This window comes from uncultured Pseudoteredinibacter sp., from assembly GCF_947502065.1.
GTDB lineage: Bacteria > Pseudomonadota > Gammaproteobacteria > Pseudomonadales > Cellvibrionaceae > Pseudoteredinibacter.
In genome coordinates, this window is sequence record NZ_CANMYE010000009.1 from 41,623 (window position 1) to 57,578 (window position 15,956).

A 15,956-nucleotide genomic window follows, 5' to 3' on the forward strand; every position below is an offset into this window, starting at 1 on the left:
ATGCCTGCCACTGTTATATTTTTTGCCAAGGTCTGTTCTTTAGTGCTCGCTATATCCAGCTATTGCTATGGACATAGCGAGCACCATCACAAAACCATTAGCGCACATAAACATGGCGAAGCTGAGATGAGCATCGCCATGGAGGGTGAAGATGTTGAAATAGATTTACAAAGCTCTGCTGCCGATATTGTAGGCTTTGAACATAAAGCGCATAAGGAAGATGAGAAACTGCAGCTAGCTCAGGCAAAGCTCACACTTCAAGCCGCTCGCTCGATTTTTCAATTCGAAGGCGGCGACTGCAAACTGCTTGAACAAAGCTCCGACTTTTCTGCGGTCGAAGATAAAATAAGCAATATTGCAGATCATATACATACCACCCACATCAATATTCCCGAAGCCAAGCAACATAGTGATATTAGTGCGCACTATCATTTTAAATGCACAAATATTGGTAGTCTAAAAAGCTTGAGCATAAACATAAACGAGATATTTCCTGCCATTGAGAAAACTGATGTTAGCTGGATTAAAAATCAAAAGCAGGGACATAGTGAATTGAACATCAAGAAGAAAAAACTGTACTTTCATTAGTGTAAACCACCCACCCTTTGGGAAAGGAGTTTATGGGCTAGACTGCCCCATTATCAATTCTTAGAGGTCGAACTCTTCATAGTCCAACACCTCCATTTGATAGGCCGAGGTCGCCGTATCATTTTCAACTACTGAGGAGCTCAAAACGCCTGACAACCAAAATGGATCATAGAGCGTATCCATTTTTATACCCCGATCTAGTTTGGCATAGATCATTTGATTTGGCGGGGGCGGAGGCATATGTAGGCAAGCGCCGTAATACGGCACCAAAAACAATTCCGTTACTCTCTGCTCCTCATCCATATCTAAAGGTACAATAAAGCCCGGTATTCGTACTGCCAGACCATCTAGCTCGGCGACCGTTTTTGTTGATGTCATGGCGCGCATGTAGTCATCATCCATGGCATCCTTTAAGGCGCCCTCAATAGATAAGCTAAACTTATCTTCCTCACTGCCCTCTTCTATATCTGCGATATATTCTGGCGGGCTCATTAAGACCTTAAGATCGTCTTCAGGAATCAGATCCATCCACTCAACGGGCTTAAAATAGTCGACTTTTTTTGCGCCAACCTTGCCTTGCGACACTTTGGAGGCTGATTTCAACTCCCCCTCCAGTTCATTATTTAGCTCGCCAGCTTCCATAATCACGGCCACATCGGCCTTATCATCTCGCTCAGTCGAGCAGGCCGAAACCAATATAAATCCCACACAAGCGAGAGTCAGCTTCAAAACAAAGCGCTTACTAAAAGAAAATACTGAAGTTATCAATCCGTACATTTTTCACTCTGCATAAGTACCGCCAAATTCCACTAATGAATCCATCAAAGGCATTCAAATCAAGCACAATATGTTATGTTATAACATCACTATAACAATGCATAGCCACTGTGAAAATAGGCCATGCGTAAGACAATTTTGAGCAAACGGTAGACAGTCTTGATTGAGATAAGAGATTTAAGCTTTCGTCACCCGAGGCAAAGTAAGCCCTTTATTGAGATCCCCCATTGGCAGCTAAAGCAGGGCGAGCAAGTGCTTATTCATGGCCCCTCAGGCTGTGGCAAGTCAACTTTTCTCAACTTACTAAGCGGAATGCTTACCCCGCAAAAAGGTGAAATTTGTATGCTGGGGCAAGATATCACCAAGCTCAGCAGTAGGCAGCAAGATCACTTTAGAGCACAGCACACCGCCTATATATTTCAGCAGTTCAATTTAATTCCTTACCTAAACGCCATAGAGAATATTGAGCTGGAGTCTCAGTTTTCGGGCAATGATAAGCCGACTAGCAATGACTCTGCTGGAAAGATGCTTGAGCGTTTAAATTTACCAAACCCTTGCTGGCAGCAAGCGGTGAGAGAACTCAGTATAGGGCAGCAACAACGCGTTGCGATAGCGCGCGCCCTACTAAAAAAACCAAAGCTGCTCTTAGCCGACGAGCCAAGCTCTGCGCTGGACGCGAAAAATCGAGATGATTTCATGACCACATTGAAGTCATTACTCGAGGAGTGCGATTGCAGCTTGATAATGGTGAGTCACGATGAGGCCTTGCAAGCGCATTTTAAAAACATACAAGCTTTTGAGAATATCGTTCAGCGAGGCGTCGAGTAATGTTTATCAGCTTAGCCTATAAGAGCCTATTGAATAGAAAAGAATCTTTAATCGTCAGCCTCATCGCTCTTAGTGTAAGCATCTTTGTTTTGCTGGGGGTTGAGCATATTCGGCTACAATCAAAAGAAAGTTTTGCCAAGGCCATTTCAGGTACCGATCTTATAGTCGGTGCGCGCAGTGGCCCACTGAATCTTCTTTTGTATTCTGTATTCCATATCGGTTCACCTAATAATAATTTGAGTTGGCAAAGCTATCAGGAGATAGCCCAGCACCCAAAAGTGAAGTGGTCTATTCCTCTATCGATGGGTGACTCACACCGGGGATATCGTGTGATCGCCAGCAATCAAGATTATTTTAAATACTTCCAATATGGCCAAAACCAAACCCTGCAATTTGAGCAGGGCCATGCATACGAGACTGTTTTGGATGTGGTTTTAGGGGCTGAAGTTGCGCAACGCCTAGGATATAAAGTCGGAGACAAACTTCATATTGCCCACGGCATAGGTTCCAGCAGCTTTCACCAACACGATGATTACAGTTTTACCGTAAGTGGCATACTCAAAGCTACCGGTACTGCCGTAGACAAATCTTTAATTAGCAGCTTAGCCGGCATTGAGATTATTCATGATAAGCAGCTGGCAAACTCATTGGATCTAAGTCACTTAAAACTAGAAAATAGTAACATAACGAGCCACAGCATTACCGCATTTATGCTGGGCTTAGAAAGAAAGATTGATATCTTCAAGCTGCAAAGGCTAATTAGTAGCTACCCCAAAGAGCCCCTGTTAGCTATTTTACCGGGAGTCACCTTAAAAGAACTCTGGCATATGATGGGAAGCTTGGAAAATATCCTGCGCTTAGTTTCAGCTCTCGTGCTGATATCAGCTCTTCTTGGCTTACTTGCCCTACAGATGGCCAATGCACGTGAACGTAAGCAGGAAATAAAATTACTAAGAGTAATTGGCGCTTCGCCCATTTATATATTCTCACTGGTTCAGCTAGAAACACTTTTGCTCACAGTAACAAGCATGGCATTCGGAGCGCTTATGCTTTTTATTGCATTAAGCCTAGGGCAGAGCCTTTTAAGCGGCGAGTATGGAATTTATATCAGCGCGAATTTTATTGGGTATGAAACAATCATGCTGGCAGCTTGGATTTTGCTAGCGGCCATTCTCGCAGCTAGCTTACCTGCGGTGCAGGCTTACCGACATAGTCTAAGCGCCCTTAAACAATAGACAATAAAAAAGCCCGTCCATTGGACGAGCTTTTTTAAAGCACTAATGCAGATAATTCTTAAAAATCTTCTTCATCATCTAGATCAGCACCAAAATCATCTTCCACCTGGCCGTCATTGATCAGGTATTCACGACGCTGCAGGTAAGCATCACGAATGAAGCTGTATTTGTCGCCAGAAATTGCGCCTTCGGCTCCTAGTAAGGATGCACGAGTATCAAGCAATTCTGTTGCAAATGTCGTATTACGAGTTGGCACATGATCAATATGAGTTACCGGGTTCAGGTAGCTATCTGCCGGCAAGCCAACACCATCACGCAGTGTAGTAGGGCCTAAAAGTGGCAATACGATATAAGGACCAGAATCTACGCCCCAAGCGGCTAATGTTTGACCAAAGTCTTCCCCGGTGCCCTTCTCTAAACCCATATGCTTGGCAACATCGAATAGACCCGCCAAGCCGAAAGTAGAGTTGATCAATAAGCGGCCGGTATCGTTGCTGGCCTGGCCTAATTTGAATTGCAGCAAACCATTAACAATATTGCCTACTTCACCAAGGTTGCTAAATACATTGCTAACCCCGGTTTCCACAACATCTGGAGTAACCGCTTTATAGCCTTTGGCCAGGGGCTTCACTACAGCACCATCAATGGTGTCATTGAAAGCAAAGACACCTCGGTTAAAACCTTCCCATGGATCGGCGGGATTTTCCTTTTGCTTGGCTTCTTCGGCCAAAGCGCCGGCAGCCAAACCCATACTGAGTAGTGCTGCAACGGCCATTTTGCGAATCGTCACGTTATTTCACCTAATATTTACCGTTAAACTATTGTAGGTTGCTTAGGCAGTTTGGACAATTCGAGTTTGTAAGGATTCCGCTATAGCTCTAATAAGATTTGTTAATAGCTCACTCCAACAGGCGGGGCGACTCAGCAGACAATGAGTGAGCTAATTGTATACAATTCAGGGGGAAATCAGTTACAACGATAATCAAACTGCAGATCTAGACCGTTATTTGGGCCAACTGCATATTTTTCACCCTTTACCTCAAAGCCATTTGGGCATTCTTGGGCAATCAATTGTAGAAGTTCGAAACGGCGCTGGGACAGAGCATCGGCACTCTTTAGCCAATCAATCTTCACAGCCTCGACCTTTTCGACCTTTTGCTTAAATTCTTTTGATGCAGTGGACTTCTTTTCACCACCATCAATTAGATCGTTCAATACCTTATTGATGCCGCTATTCTTACCGCAAATATTGTAGTCAGACATATCTTCGTCATCGATATCAACAGCGTATACGCAGTCTTCATCATCTTCTTGAGCTATGGCCCAGGCCGGAAAAGATAGGCTAATGGCCAATAATAGACTGAGTAGAAGGGGCTTCATATTGATACTCCGAGCGAAGTTAAAGAGAGTTATTATAAAGTGGATACAAAAATGCCACTTGTATACAAGTGGCATTTTCTAAAACGAAGTGCTCAGTATTTAGAGTACTGAACTGATCACAAAGGGATCTTAGAACTTCATTTCGATGCCGATACCAGCGTAATCGTTATCTTCCGCTAGGTTATCAGCTTCTTCGTGGGTGTAGAAACCGAACAACTTGGTTTTCTTAGACAGTTTGTAGTCCATACCCAAGCTCCAAGTCTTGGCATCGTCTTTAACGATGTCAGACTGACCGTACTGAGCTTTAAGAGCAACGTCTTTAGAAGCTTTCAACTTAGCAGAAACAACCCAGCCGTCACCGTCATTCAAAGAAGATGGGCCAGCGTCCTGATCTTCCCAAAGTACGCCCAACTGCAAAGAGCTCAACTTGAACTGACCAACAGCACGTACAACTTCAGCGCCTTCTTTTTCAACATCCTGGTCGTAAGCAACAGCCAAGTAAACACCAGCGTCTTTGTCGTTATAAGCAACAGAAGAAGAGATGCCGTTATCTACGTTGTCGTCTTCAGAAGCAACGTAAGCAACTTTAGCTTGGATTGGACCCCAAGACTTAGGAGAAGTGTACTGAACAGTGTTGCTAGTACGGTTGTCGCTCTTAGTGATGATAGACTTGATATCACCTTCTAAGTCGTTGAATAGGTCTACTTTCTTCTGAGCTTTCTTCAGAGGAGTGTCGAACTTACCAGCGATAACCTGACCGAAACCACCTTCCAAACCAACGTAGATGTTACGCTGAGTGAAAGTTTGACCGTCTTTGTCACCGTCATCGATTTGAGTTTCGTATTCAAACTTGTAGATAGCCTTCAGACCATTACCTAGGTCTTCTTTGCCTTTGAAGCCGATGCGAGAAGCGTTGCTTACTAATTCAGTGGTGCGATCACCTTTCTCGTCAGTAGACTGAAGAGAAACGTTTGCTTTACCGTAAACGGTTACATCAGCTAGAGCTGACATTGGCAGTGCAGCAGCAATAGCCAGAGGCAAAAGTGCTTTTTTCATGGAGTAGTCCCCTATATCGATTATTTCAGCTATCTGTTCAAACGCTAGTTAACGCGCTTTTATATTTTTAAGCGCCACCGTAGTGAAGGCGCCCGGTACATCTAAAACTCAATTCAGAGCCCACCTACTATCATTTAAGCCCGCTATCGGCGTTTATGACAGAAACATTACAGATTTTTTAAAGCCCGGCTCTGACTCAAAAAATGAATGCAGCTAATCTACTCGCGAAATATTTCAGTTATATGACCAAAGCAAGGAATTAGTGGGGGAATTAGAAGAAATTAAATTAGCTGTAAAATCAGGGGCTTACAAACGGTGCTTGAAAATCGAACAGAAGGAACTAATCGCATTATTTCAGCAACTTGACGCCTTAAATTTCAAAAATTAAAAATTTAGGCGCCATTTTGCGAATCGTTCAATAATGCACCACTTGTCGGAATGCGCTTTGAAAAGCAAAAAAATACTCAAAAAGCTAGGAATAGAGCAAGATTGATCAAAAAGCAAACTGCCTAGATTTTGGCTAGTACAGGATATTCTTTGACAGTAAATCCCGAACTAGACCAAGCGCAAAAGTTAATATTTGCTGAGGGTCTGGATGCTGCATTTCATCAGCCAGCTGTAAAAGAATATCCCTTAAGCTTTTTTCATCATGCTCAGCCAATAACAACAATAAGCGAACTGTCACCGCATTAGATTGGATAAACTTCACTTCCTCGCCTTGGCGATAAACCACCAGAAAAGTATTTTCTGCCGGCAATGTATCAGGCTGGAAATCAGGCCCTATTTGATGCACAGGAAACTGATAAGACAGCGGCCAGGCCAATGGCGACAGCTGCGGGCGGGCGTCGAGTAAAGCTTCGTCAACCATTGTCAGTAAATCACTGTTCGCAGGCTCTTCCTCTTCGGAAACATCCAGTGCCAACTCGGTCCACTCATAGTGGGCAAGTTCCAGCATAAATGGCGGATCATTGGGGCCCAATTCATACTCGTTTTCTAAAAAGCGAAGAAACTCCTGGCTGATATGGAGAAAGTACGGCGAATGGCTCTCATGCTGGATAACAAATTTACGCATCAAGTTGAGCCACTGCTCCTCACTATATAGTTCGCGCAATACCGGAAAGGCACCAGATATAAAACCTTCGATGTTATTAAAAATAAGATCTTGGTAGATTTTCAAACGACGCCGTTCAACATCTTGGGGGCCGGCCACATTGAGGGGATCTCGCAAGTGGCTGGCCATCTCATGTTGCAGCTGTCTTAAGTTCTGCTCAGACATGCTGACTGCCTCCAAGTGACGCTGCTGCTTGCTTTGTAGTAGCAAGAGCGGCAGCCTCGGCACCAGCCTGAATAGATTTAATTTTATCCACTTCAATCATTAATTCATCAACAGGGGGAATATTGAAATCGCGTTCCAATAGTGTCGGCAATACACCAAATTTTTGATAAGCCCGAGCCAACAAGCCCCATACCGGATCAATCACATCGGCACCGTGAGTATCGACTTTTAAATCATCGGCCTCATCGTAATGGCCCGCAATATGGATATACTTGGCTCGCTCGCCCGGAAGCTGATCAAGGAATTCTTCAGGCTTATAGCCGTGGTTGATGCTATTTACATAAATATTATTGACGTCCAATAGCAAATCACAATCAGCTTCTTCTAACACCGCACGAATAAACTCAATCTCACTCATCTCTTGCCCGGGAGCGCAGTAGTAAGATGCGTTTTCCATCGCAATGCGCTCGCCTAAAATATCCTGCACTTGGCGAATTCGCTCAGCAGTGTAGTGCACAGCTTCTTCGGTAAATGGAATGGGGAGTAAATCGTATAGATGCCCCTGCTCACTGCAATAGGTTAAATGTTCTGAGTAATATGGAACATTGTGCTCGTTCATAAATTGGCGAATTGATTTCACCAAATCGACATCGACAGGGTCTGGAGAGCCAATTGAAAGGGAGAGCCCATGGCAGATAATAGGAAAGCGTTCGCTATACTCCTTAAACATACGACCATAACGGCCGCCGACGCCAATCCAGTTTTCAGGAGCGACCTCCATAAACTGCACATCATCTAAACTAAGTTTTTGCGCATCATCTAGCATACTGCGGCGCAAGCCAACGCCGACACCTTGCACAGGAAAGTTTTCAATTACTGACATATTAGTCTCCTGGTAATGGTTTGATGCTGCCTTAGCAGCGCTAATCTCACAAGCTAGATGAATGTTTTGTTATTATTTACAGCGCCCTGGCGCCCGCTGGATACGAACCACAGGCATGTGGTGAATGCCTAAATTGCAGGAGCAAATTTAGGCCGGTCGTCCTGACCATATCCTGCTCCTGCGCCGTGGATGAACACCATCCAAGGTGTCCAGCCTGCGGCCAAGCCGAAATTCCCTCCAGGGGAATTGCTCAGGCGCCCGCTGGATACAGGTCATCCATGACCATAAAAAAACGCCGCTATTGCGGCGCTTTTTTAGACTGAATAATGAATTTATTCAGCTAAGCTTAGGCAGCGCCACCGCATTTGCCTTCGCCACACTTACCTTCTTTAGAAGCTTTTTTGTCGCCGCCGCATTTGCCTTCGCCGCACTTACCTTCTTTAGAAGCTTTTTTGCCGCCGCACTTGCCTTCGCCACACTTACCTTCACCGGCTTTCTTGCCGCCGCACTTGCCTTCACCGCATTTGCCTTCGCCACACTTGCCTTCTTTAGAAGCTTTTTTGTCGCCGCCGCACTTGCCTTCGCCGCACTTACCTTCTTTAGACGCTTTTTTGTCGCCGCCGCATTTGCCTTCGCCGCACTTACCTTCACCGGCTTTTTTACCTTCGCCACACTTACCTTCGCCACACTTGCCTTCCATATCGGCAGCAGCTAGCTGATAACCACTGCTTAGCTCAGTAGCTGCAAATGGGTTTTCAGTAGCCGCTACGGTGCTCATGGAAGCTGATGCTAACATTGCCGCACCAACAGCCGCAGCGATAGGAGTCATTGTAGTTTTTTTAGACATAATTCATTTCCTCTGTATATGCGTATGTACTGTTCTGTTATGCGACAAGGCGCATGTTATTGAAATTACACATCATTACTGGCTAAAGCAGCTCTAGAAGGTTAGAACAAAACCAGAATAAGTAAAAGCTTTAACTCTGCCAAGCCACTGTATAACGAGTTAAAGCGCTTGGCGATTGCAAAAACTTGCGATGTGTGAAGTATGACTCAAGATACTGGGAAAAGTTGTCACGGTTCTATCACAAGCCACTAACGAATAGAGGAAAAACCCTTCACAGCACAAGTCTATCTATAAAAGCTAAACGCTTGTGCGGCTTTCAGGCAGTAAAATGGTCTCACTAAAACAATCTTGTCACCCAATACCTCAAAAGGAATAAGCGACAAGAGTGCAATAGAAGGATAAAACCACTTTATTGAATAATTTCTAACCACAGTTTATTGAGACGCTTACTGGAAACTGGGGCGCGGGTCTTTAAACTTTGTGCAAACAGTGAAATACGCAGCTCTTCTAGTAACCAGCGATACTCTTGCCATTTGGTATCTTGGCTAAAACTGGCCGTGCCAAGCTTGTTGATTCGCTCAAGGTGTTGCTGCCATAGGGGTTGCAGCTCAGCAATATGCACTCGATCACGCTGCACATTTAAAACCACTTTATCCAATCGAAGACTAATCGCTTTAAGATAACGCAAATAATCAGCAATCCGCTCGGCACCATTAAGATAGAGGCAACCTGGATAAAACAAGTTATTTATCTGCTCGTTAATATCCGCGGTCGCATAGGCCATCGCCAATTGGGATTTGTGCTGTTTAAGGGTTTTCTTAACGTCTACCAGGGCCTTAAGAACACGCTCAAATATTGCCGCAAGCTCATTGGTTTTGGCCGTTAGCGCGGGCTCTGCATGTTCTAACCATCGCTTAAAGTCTTGCTCTTGGCGCGGTAGCTCTGTGGGTAGAAGCTCGGCTAGGGCGCAAAGCAATAAATCATCAATAACCCCATCGCGCGAACCCATATTGGCCACACTCAAGCCGATGTCCTTACCTTGCTTTAAAGTGTTCTTATGAAGATACTTAACCGTTGCAGGCATGCTTTTTAAGGCTAAGCGTAGAATCCCCTGCCGGCTAAGCACCTCGGCCTCAACAGGATTATCTTGTAAACGCAGCGCAATCTGTTTGCCTTCATCTACTAAGGCCGGGTAAGCCCGAATGCTAACTCCGGCACGCTTTAGATCGCAGCTCTTGGCTAACTCACCAAAATTCCACTCTTCAATAGTTTCACGCTCGATACTACTGCCTGCATCAGCCAAACGTTCCTGAACTTGGCCTTTATAACGCTCGCGCAACTCAAGTAGATCACGCCCCTCTTCAATCAACTTACCACGCTCATCTTCTACTTTAATATTTAAGCGATAGTAGGCATCTAATGAATCGACCTTCCAATCTTCCTTAGGGATATCAACGGCGGTATGCCGCTTAAGCTGCTCGGCCAACACCTCGGTGAGTGGTCGGTTTTGCGCTTCCATTCCCATTAGTGCTTTATCCACGAAATTGGGGACTGGCACAAAATGCTTACGCATAGCCTTTGGTAAAGTTTTTACTAGGGCAATACATTTTTCACGCAACAAGCCTGGCACCAACCAATCCAAACGATGCTCTGGCACAAGGTGCAACGCAGCAACCGGCACATGCAGACTAACGCCATCATCATTCGCTTTAGGGTCAAAATGATAGCTCAGTAAAAAGCCTAGGCCTTCCCAATTCAACTCATCGGGAAACTGTGCTTCAGTAATGCCTTCGGCGGCATGGCGCATTAAAGTTTCGCGCTGCAAGAACAAGCATTGGGGCTGCTCTTTTTCAATACCTTTACGCCAATGCTCAAAACCCGCCAAATTCACGATCGATTCTGGCAAGCGCTGTTCGTAAAACTCGTAGATGACTTCATCATCCACCAAAAGGTCACGCCTACGACTTTTCGCTTCAAGTTCATGTAGCTCGGCTATTAAGCGCTGATTATGCTGATAGAACTTTGCCTTGTTGCCTTGAACTTTACGGTTTTGCGGATACTTTCCTTCCACTAGACCTTCACGAACAAATATTTCGCGACTGAGTTTCGGATCTATTTGGCTGTAGTTAACCCGTTGCTTTTCAACCAAAACCAGGCCATATAGGCTCACTTTCTCAAAAGCCATAACCTGGCCACTGCGCCCTGCATAGTGGGGCTCTGAATGGCTTCGTTTTACTAAGTGCTTGGCGGCTGCCAACACCCATTCAGGTTCAATCTTAGCGACCGTATGGGCAAATAGCTGTGAGGTTTCAATTAACTCGGCAGCAAGCATCCATTTAGGGCGCTTTTTATATTGTCCAGAGCCCGGAAAGATTGTGAAACGCCGATTACGTGCACCGATATAGGTACGCTCTTCATCGTGAAAACCCACCCGCCCAAGCAATCCACTGATCAATGCACGATGCACATTTTCATAACTGGCCGCTTGTTCACCATTGCTCTTGAGTTTTAGATCTTTTACCGCCAAACGGAGCTGGTGATGAATGTCTCGCCACTCGCGCAAGCGTAAATAGGATAAATATTCTTTTTTACATTGCTTGCGCCACTGGTTTTGGGAAAGCTCCTGACGCTGTTCTTCGGCGTACTTCCAGAGGTTTACCAAGCTAATAAAGTCCGAATGCTCGTCATTAAAGCGGCGATGTTTTTCATCTGACTGCTGCTTTTTCTCCGCTGGTCTTTCTCTGGGGTCTTGGATAGAAAGAGCGCTGACGATAATCAACACCTCTTCCAAACAGTCTAAATTCCCTGCGGCCAATACCATTCTCGCCAAACTCGGATCGACATTAAGCTTGGCAATCTGTTTCCCCATAGGGTTCAGCTTGCCCTTAGCATCAATAGCTTGCAGCTCTTGCAGTAATTTGAAGCCGTCACTGATTAGTCGAGAGTCTGGTTTATCGACAAAGGGAAAATGGCGTACATCACCGATACGCATTTGCAACATTTGCAAAATAACCGCGGCTAAGTTTGTTCGCAGGATTTCGGCATCAGTAAATTCAGGACGGGAAAGGAAATCTTCTTCGCTATACAAGCGAATACAAACGCCTTCACTAACTCGACCGCAGCGGCCTTTACGCTGATTGGCACTAGCCTGTGAAACCGCTTCAATAGGTAAGCGCTGTACTTTGGTTTTATAACTGTAACGAGATACCCTAGCGGTACCCGGATCGATAACGTAACGAATACCTGGTACAGTAATCGAGGTCTCAGCCACATTGGTGGCCAAAACAATACGGCGGCCCTTATGGTTTTGAAAAACTTTATTTTGTTCTGCTAAGCTCAGGCGAGCATACAAAGGCAACACTTCAAAATGCGGAATATTGGCTTTTCGAATCGCTAAGGCAGCTTCACGAATTTCTCGCTCACCACTCATAAATACCAAAACATCGCCACCGCGCTTTTGAGTACTGCGTTCGATATCCTGAATTTCTTCTATAGCATCAATGATGGCTCGATTTAGATCGAGATCATCGGCATCACTTTCCCCCATGGGGCGATAGTGCACCTCTACCGGGTAAGTTCGACCAGACACTTCAATCACAGGGGCATCATTAAAGTGCTTACTAAAGCGATCTACATCAATGGTCGCTGAGGTAATAATAACTTTTAAATCTGGGCGCTTAGGCAATAGGGTTTTAATGTAGCCCAATAGAAAATCAATATTAAGGCTACGTTCGTGAGCCTCATCGATAATCAAGGTATCGTATTTATTTAAAAAGCGGTCGTGCTGAATTTCGGCAAGCAAAATACCATCGGTCATCAATTTGATGTAGGTATCTGGGCCTGAGTGATCATTAAAACGAACCTGATAACCCACCTTTTCACCCAAAGGCGTATTAAGCTCTTCAGCGATACGATTCGCAACGGTTCTTGCGGCGATTCGCCTTGGCTGAGTGTGGCCAATTAAGCCACCAATACCACGCCCAAGTTCTAGGCAAATTTTAGGCAGCTGAGTAGTCTTTCCCGAGCCAGTCTCACCCGCTACCACCACCACCTGATTTTCAGCAATGGCTTTGGCAATATCTTCGCGCTTTTCGGCAATGGGTAGGTTTTCTGGATACTCAATTTCCGGTACTGCCTGCTGGCGCTGCTCTTTTAGCACGCAGGAAGCGGCCACAGCCTTATGCAGTTTTGCTAAGCCCTGGTCGATGTCTTTGTCGTCTTTCAGGCGAGCTTGAAGATCACGCAACTGTCGACGCAAACGATGGACATCACGATCCATAGTGTTACTTAGCTGTTCAAATAGGGATTGCAGCTCAGGGTTCTGGCTGGGGGTATGACTCATAAGGGAAACTGGCAAAAGCGCGATTATAGCTGGCTTGGAGGGTTTATTGCTAGCCAAGTCCGTATAGCTAGTTCTGAAAGGTTAGCGATTCCTGACCGCCTGCCATGGTTGGGATGGACTGTGTATGGAACGCAAAATACGGCATCCATGCCAGCTCGGCTCCTCTTGGATTCGCGCTGTCCATGCGCTCAGCCTTCGGCCAAGCCCAAAATCCCTCCAGGGGATTTGGTCAAGTCGGAGACGTCCATACACAGTCCATCCCAACCATGACATTCTACTTAGTTTTATTCTCTATGCTTCAAAGGCAGATCTTTACAGAGTATGGCTCACGACATAAACCACCTTGATACCACAAAAAGGGGATCTAATTTAGGTTTGGCAGCAGAAAAACAAACAGTGAAATCTAACTAATAATATTTTGAGAAAGCCAATTTAGCCGTATGTTGTGGGTGGGGGAGGCTTTGCAGGGGCGTCTCCGACTTGGAGGAGGAGCCGAGCTGGCATGGATGCCGCATTTTGCGTACCCAGCAAAGCCTCCCCCACCCACAACATACGGTCAGTCTGCACTCGCACTATCACAGAACTTGAAAGTGGAAATTACCAACTATAAGCCGCACTCAAATACAAACCACGGCTCTGCCCAACAAAATAACGGTAGTCACCAAAAGCGAAATCCGCTCGCTCAGCATAATCCCTATCCGTTAAATTCGTTAAACGAGCGGCTAAACGCCATTCATCTTGCTGCCATGCCATACGAAGGTTTAACAAGGAATGGCCACTGTACTTATGCAAATTCTGAGGATCTAAATAGTAGTCGCCCAAATAGAGCCACTCTAACTCCGTACTTAATTGCGCATTAGGCTGCCAACGTAAACGAGTATTGAATTGAGTTTTCGGCGCAGTGTCGATGTCATTGCCCTTAATCTCACCCAAACTTGGATCAGGGTTATTATCGTAAAGATGCTCAGCCCAATTAGCAGCCACAGCTAACTGCCACTGATCTGATAGCTTTAACTTAGCATCAAGCTCAACACCTTTATGCTTAGTTTTGCCTTCATCGATATAAAAACCATCACCGTCACGGAAGATAAAATCATCTTTGCGCATAGTATAAGCCGCTAGCTGCAAACTAAGTGGCTCCGAGAAATAACGCATACCAAGCTCTAAACTCTGCAAAGATTCAGAATCTAGATTTGCCTCGGTTTGGCCCTTTTGCAAACGGTACAACTCAGCCGTCTGCGGAGCACGGAAACTGTTCGATAGTCTTACATAAGCGCTAAGCTGCTCAGTAAAGTCCTGCTGCAATGCTAACTGATAACTCACATTGTCAAAATTATCTTCTCGGTCTGAAGGGCGAGCATGGCGGCAAGTACGAGGCGAGCCGAATAGCAAACATTGGCTACCATCTACTTTCAATGTTCCATCAGTCGTTAAATTATCGTAATCGTATTCTAAACGCTCATAACGAACACCCGCATCAAGTAGAGTATCCTCACTTAACTGCCAGCGCCACTGGCTATAAAGCGCCAGTAAACTGCTATCGACCTGGTAATCATAGTGAAGACCTGCTGGAATCGTGGCCCGTAAAAAAGCACTCGGATGATCCGTGTCGTTCTCTTGAAATTCGCGCAACTCCATATCCGCGTATTCTAATTCAGAGCCAAGAGTCCAAATTAAATCACGACTAAGGGTTTGCTGCCATTTTGCCTGCACACCAAAACTCGTTTGTTTATTTTCTTCTAAAGCCTGCCCCGGCAAAAAGTGCTGAATAAATTCCATTTCGCTGGAGCGAGCATAAGGGGTAATAGTCAATTGAGCATCATCAGAAATAGCTCGACTCCAAGCGCTACTCAAACGCCAAGAGCTAGCATCACGATAGGCTTCAGGATTAGGGTTACTGCGCTTTAAATCGGAATCTTTAAAACTGTCCTTACCCAAAATAAAACCAGCAGTTTCCTGATTAAGATTGCTGGCTGAAAATAGCGTTTTAACCGACCACTGATCACCATTGTAATCATGGCGTAAGCCTAGCTTTTGCTGATCGTAGCCAGAATCGTCTTTATAGCCGCCATCGTGGCTGCCTGAAAAACGTAGTTCAATGGACTGCTCATCGGCCTTATGGCCAATGCGCATTTGTGCCCTAGCGAAATCGTCGGGCCCAGCCTCAAGCTTTAACTCACCACCGGCCCTTGGCTCTGGAGAAATAACATTGATTACTCCATGTAGTGCATTGCCACCGTAATAAACGGTACCCGGCCCCTTAATTACCTCAATGGCCGCGGCCTGTTCAGTGTTTAACTCGAATAACTGGTTTACATTACAAAAGCCACTTGGGCGAGAGGCAATACCGTCTTCTGCGATAAAGAACTCACCACAACTGCCAGCGCCCGTTAACACAGGAGAGCGTAAAGACGTTAATTGCTCCTGCCCATTACCACGGCTAATCCAAGCCCCAGGGACGCGAGCCAATGCTTCATTGAGGTGTACAGCGTCAATTCCCTGCAACTCTTGCTGACCAAGTTGACTGACGCTTAGAGGAAGATCAGACAGCAGGCGCGGCGTTTTCTCCGCACTCACAATAACTTGTTCAATGTCATCGTTGCTGGCATTTGATTGCAGCGCAATCGCAAAGGCCAAAGTAGAAACCATAAGGCTTATAGGTGATTTTAACTTTTGAAATTGACGCGATTGAGGCTGAGAAGAAAATACAGTATTCATTAGTGACCGATTATTGTGCTTACAAA

The 15,956-nt window shown here is 45.4% G+C and carries 12 protein-coding genes; 3 read left to right on the plus strand and 9 right to left on the minus strand.

Annotated features, from left to right (window positions below; all coding sequences use genetic code 11):
• Positions 1 to 588 (plus strand): DUF2796 domain-containing protein, encoded by a 588-nt coding sequence (locus Q1A41_RS17465; protein ID WP_299981596.1) that lies wholly within the window; start codon positions 1 to 3, stop codon positions 586 to 588.
• Positions 589 to 648: 60 nt separating this feature from the next.
• Here Q1A41_RS17465 and Q1A41_RS17470 read toward each other — a convergent pair whose 3' ends face one another.
• Entirely contained in the window at positions 649 to 1,365 is a 717-nt protein-coding gene (locus tag Q1A41_RS17470) for a DUF3299 domain-containing protein (RefSeq protein ID WP_299981598.1), read from the minus strand.
• A gap of 159 nt (positions 1,366 to 1,524) precedes the next feature.
• On the opposite strand from Q1A41_RS17470, the gene Q1A41_RS17475 reads away from it, so the two are divergent.
• Together Q1A41_RS17475 and Q1A41_RS17480 are read left to right on the plus strand one after the other, a co-directional pair.
• Positions 1,525 to 2,193 (plus strand): ATP-binding cassette domain-containing protein, encoded by a 669-nt coding sequence (locus Q1A41_RS17475; RefSeq protein WP_299981600.1) that lies wholly within the window; start codon positions 1,525 to 1,527, stop codon positions 2,191 to 2,193.
• On the plus strand, positions 2,193 to 3,428 hold the full coding sequence (locus Q1A41_RS17480; RefSeq protein WP_299981602.1) for an FtsX-like permease family protein: 1,236 nt from the start codon (positions 2,193 to 2,195) through the stop codon (positions 3,426 to 3,428). The genes Q1A41_RS17475 and Q1A41_RS17480 overlap by 1 nt, the downstream gene beginning before the upstream one ends.
• Positions 3,429 to 3,486: 58 nt before the next feature.
• Here Q1A41_RS17480 and Q1A41_RS17485 read toward each other — a convergent pair whose 3' ends face one another.
• From Q1A41_RS17485 to Q1A41_RS17520, 8 genes are all read right to left on the minus strand, one after another.
• On the minus strand, positions 3,487 to 4,218 hold the full coding sequence (locus Q1A41_RS17485) for a VacJ family lipoprotein (RefSeq protein ID WP_299981604.1): 732 nt from the start codon (positions 4,216 to 4,218) through the stop codon (positions 3,487 to 3,489).
• 176 nt (positions 4,219 to 4,394) lie between these two features.
• Positions 4,395 to 4,808: a hypothetical protein gene (locus tag Q1A41_RS17490; RefSeq protein WP_299776090.1), complete on the minus strand. Its 414-nt coding sequence runs from the start codon at positions 4,806 to 4,808 to the stop codon at positions 4,395 to 4,397.
• A 129-nt stretch (positions 4,809 to 4,937) separates the two neighbouring features.
• Positions 4,938 to 5,864 (minus strand): porin, encoded by a 927-nt coding sequence (locus Q1A41_RS17495; protein ID WP_299776088.1) that lies wholly within the window; start codon positions 5,862 to 5,864, stop codon positions 4,938 to 4,940.
• A gap of 520 nt (positions 5,865 to 6,384) precedes the next feature.
• Positions 6,385 to 7,140 (minus strand): putative DNA-binding domain-containing protein, encoded by a 756-nt coding sequence (locus Q1A41_RS17500; RefSeq protein WP_299981606.1) that lies wholly within the window; start codon positions 7,138 to 7,140, stop codon positions 6,385 to 6,387.
• Entirely contained in the window at positions 7,133 to 8,023 is an 891-nt protein-coding gene (locus tag Q1A41_RS17505) for a DUF692 domain-containing protein (RefSeq protein ID WP_299981607.1), read from the minus strand. Before Q1A41_RS17505 ends, Q1A41_RS17500 begins: the two co-directional genes overlap by 8 nt.
• Positions 8,024 to 8,369: 346 nt before the next feature.
• The gene (locus tag Q1A41_RS17510; RefSeq protein WP_299981609.1) at positions 8,370 to 8,870 is read right to left on the minus strand and encodes a hypothetical protein; all 501 of its coding nucleotides are present in this window, start codon (positions 8,868 to 8,870) and stop codon (positions 8,370 to 8,372) included.
• A 409-nt stretch (positions 8,871 to 9,279) separates the two neighbouring features.
• The gene (gene hrpA / locus Q1A41_RS17515) at positions 9,280 to 13,212 is read right to left on the minus strand and encodes an ATP-dependent RNA helicase HrpA (RefSeq protein WP_299981611.1); all 3,933 of its coding nucleotides are present in this window, start codon (positions 13,210 to 13,212) and stop codon (positions 9,280 to 9,282) included.
• Positions 13,213 to 13,809: 597 nt separating this feature from the next.
• The gene (locus Q1A41_RS17520; RefSeq protein ID WP_299981613.1) at positions 13,810 to 15,930 is read right to left on the minus strand and encodes a TonB-dependent receptor; all 2,121 of its coding nucleotides are present in this window, start codon (positions 15,928 to 15,930) and stop codon (positions 13,810 to 13,812) included.
• Between the last annotated feature and the right edge of the window lie 26 nt (positions 15,931 to 15,956).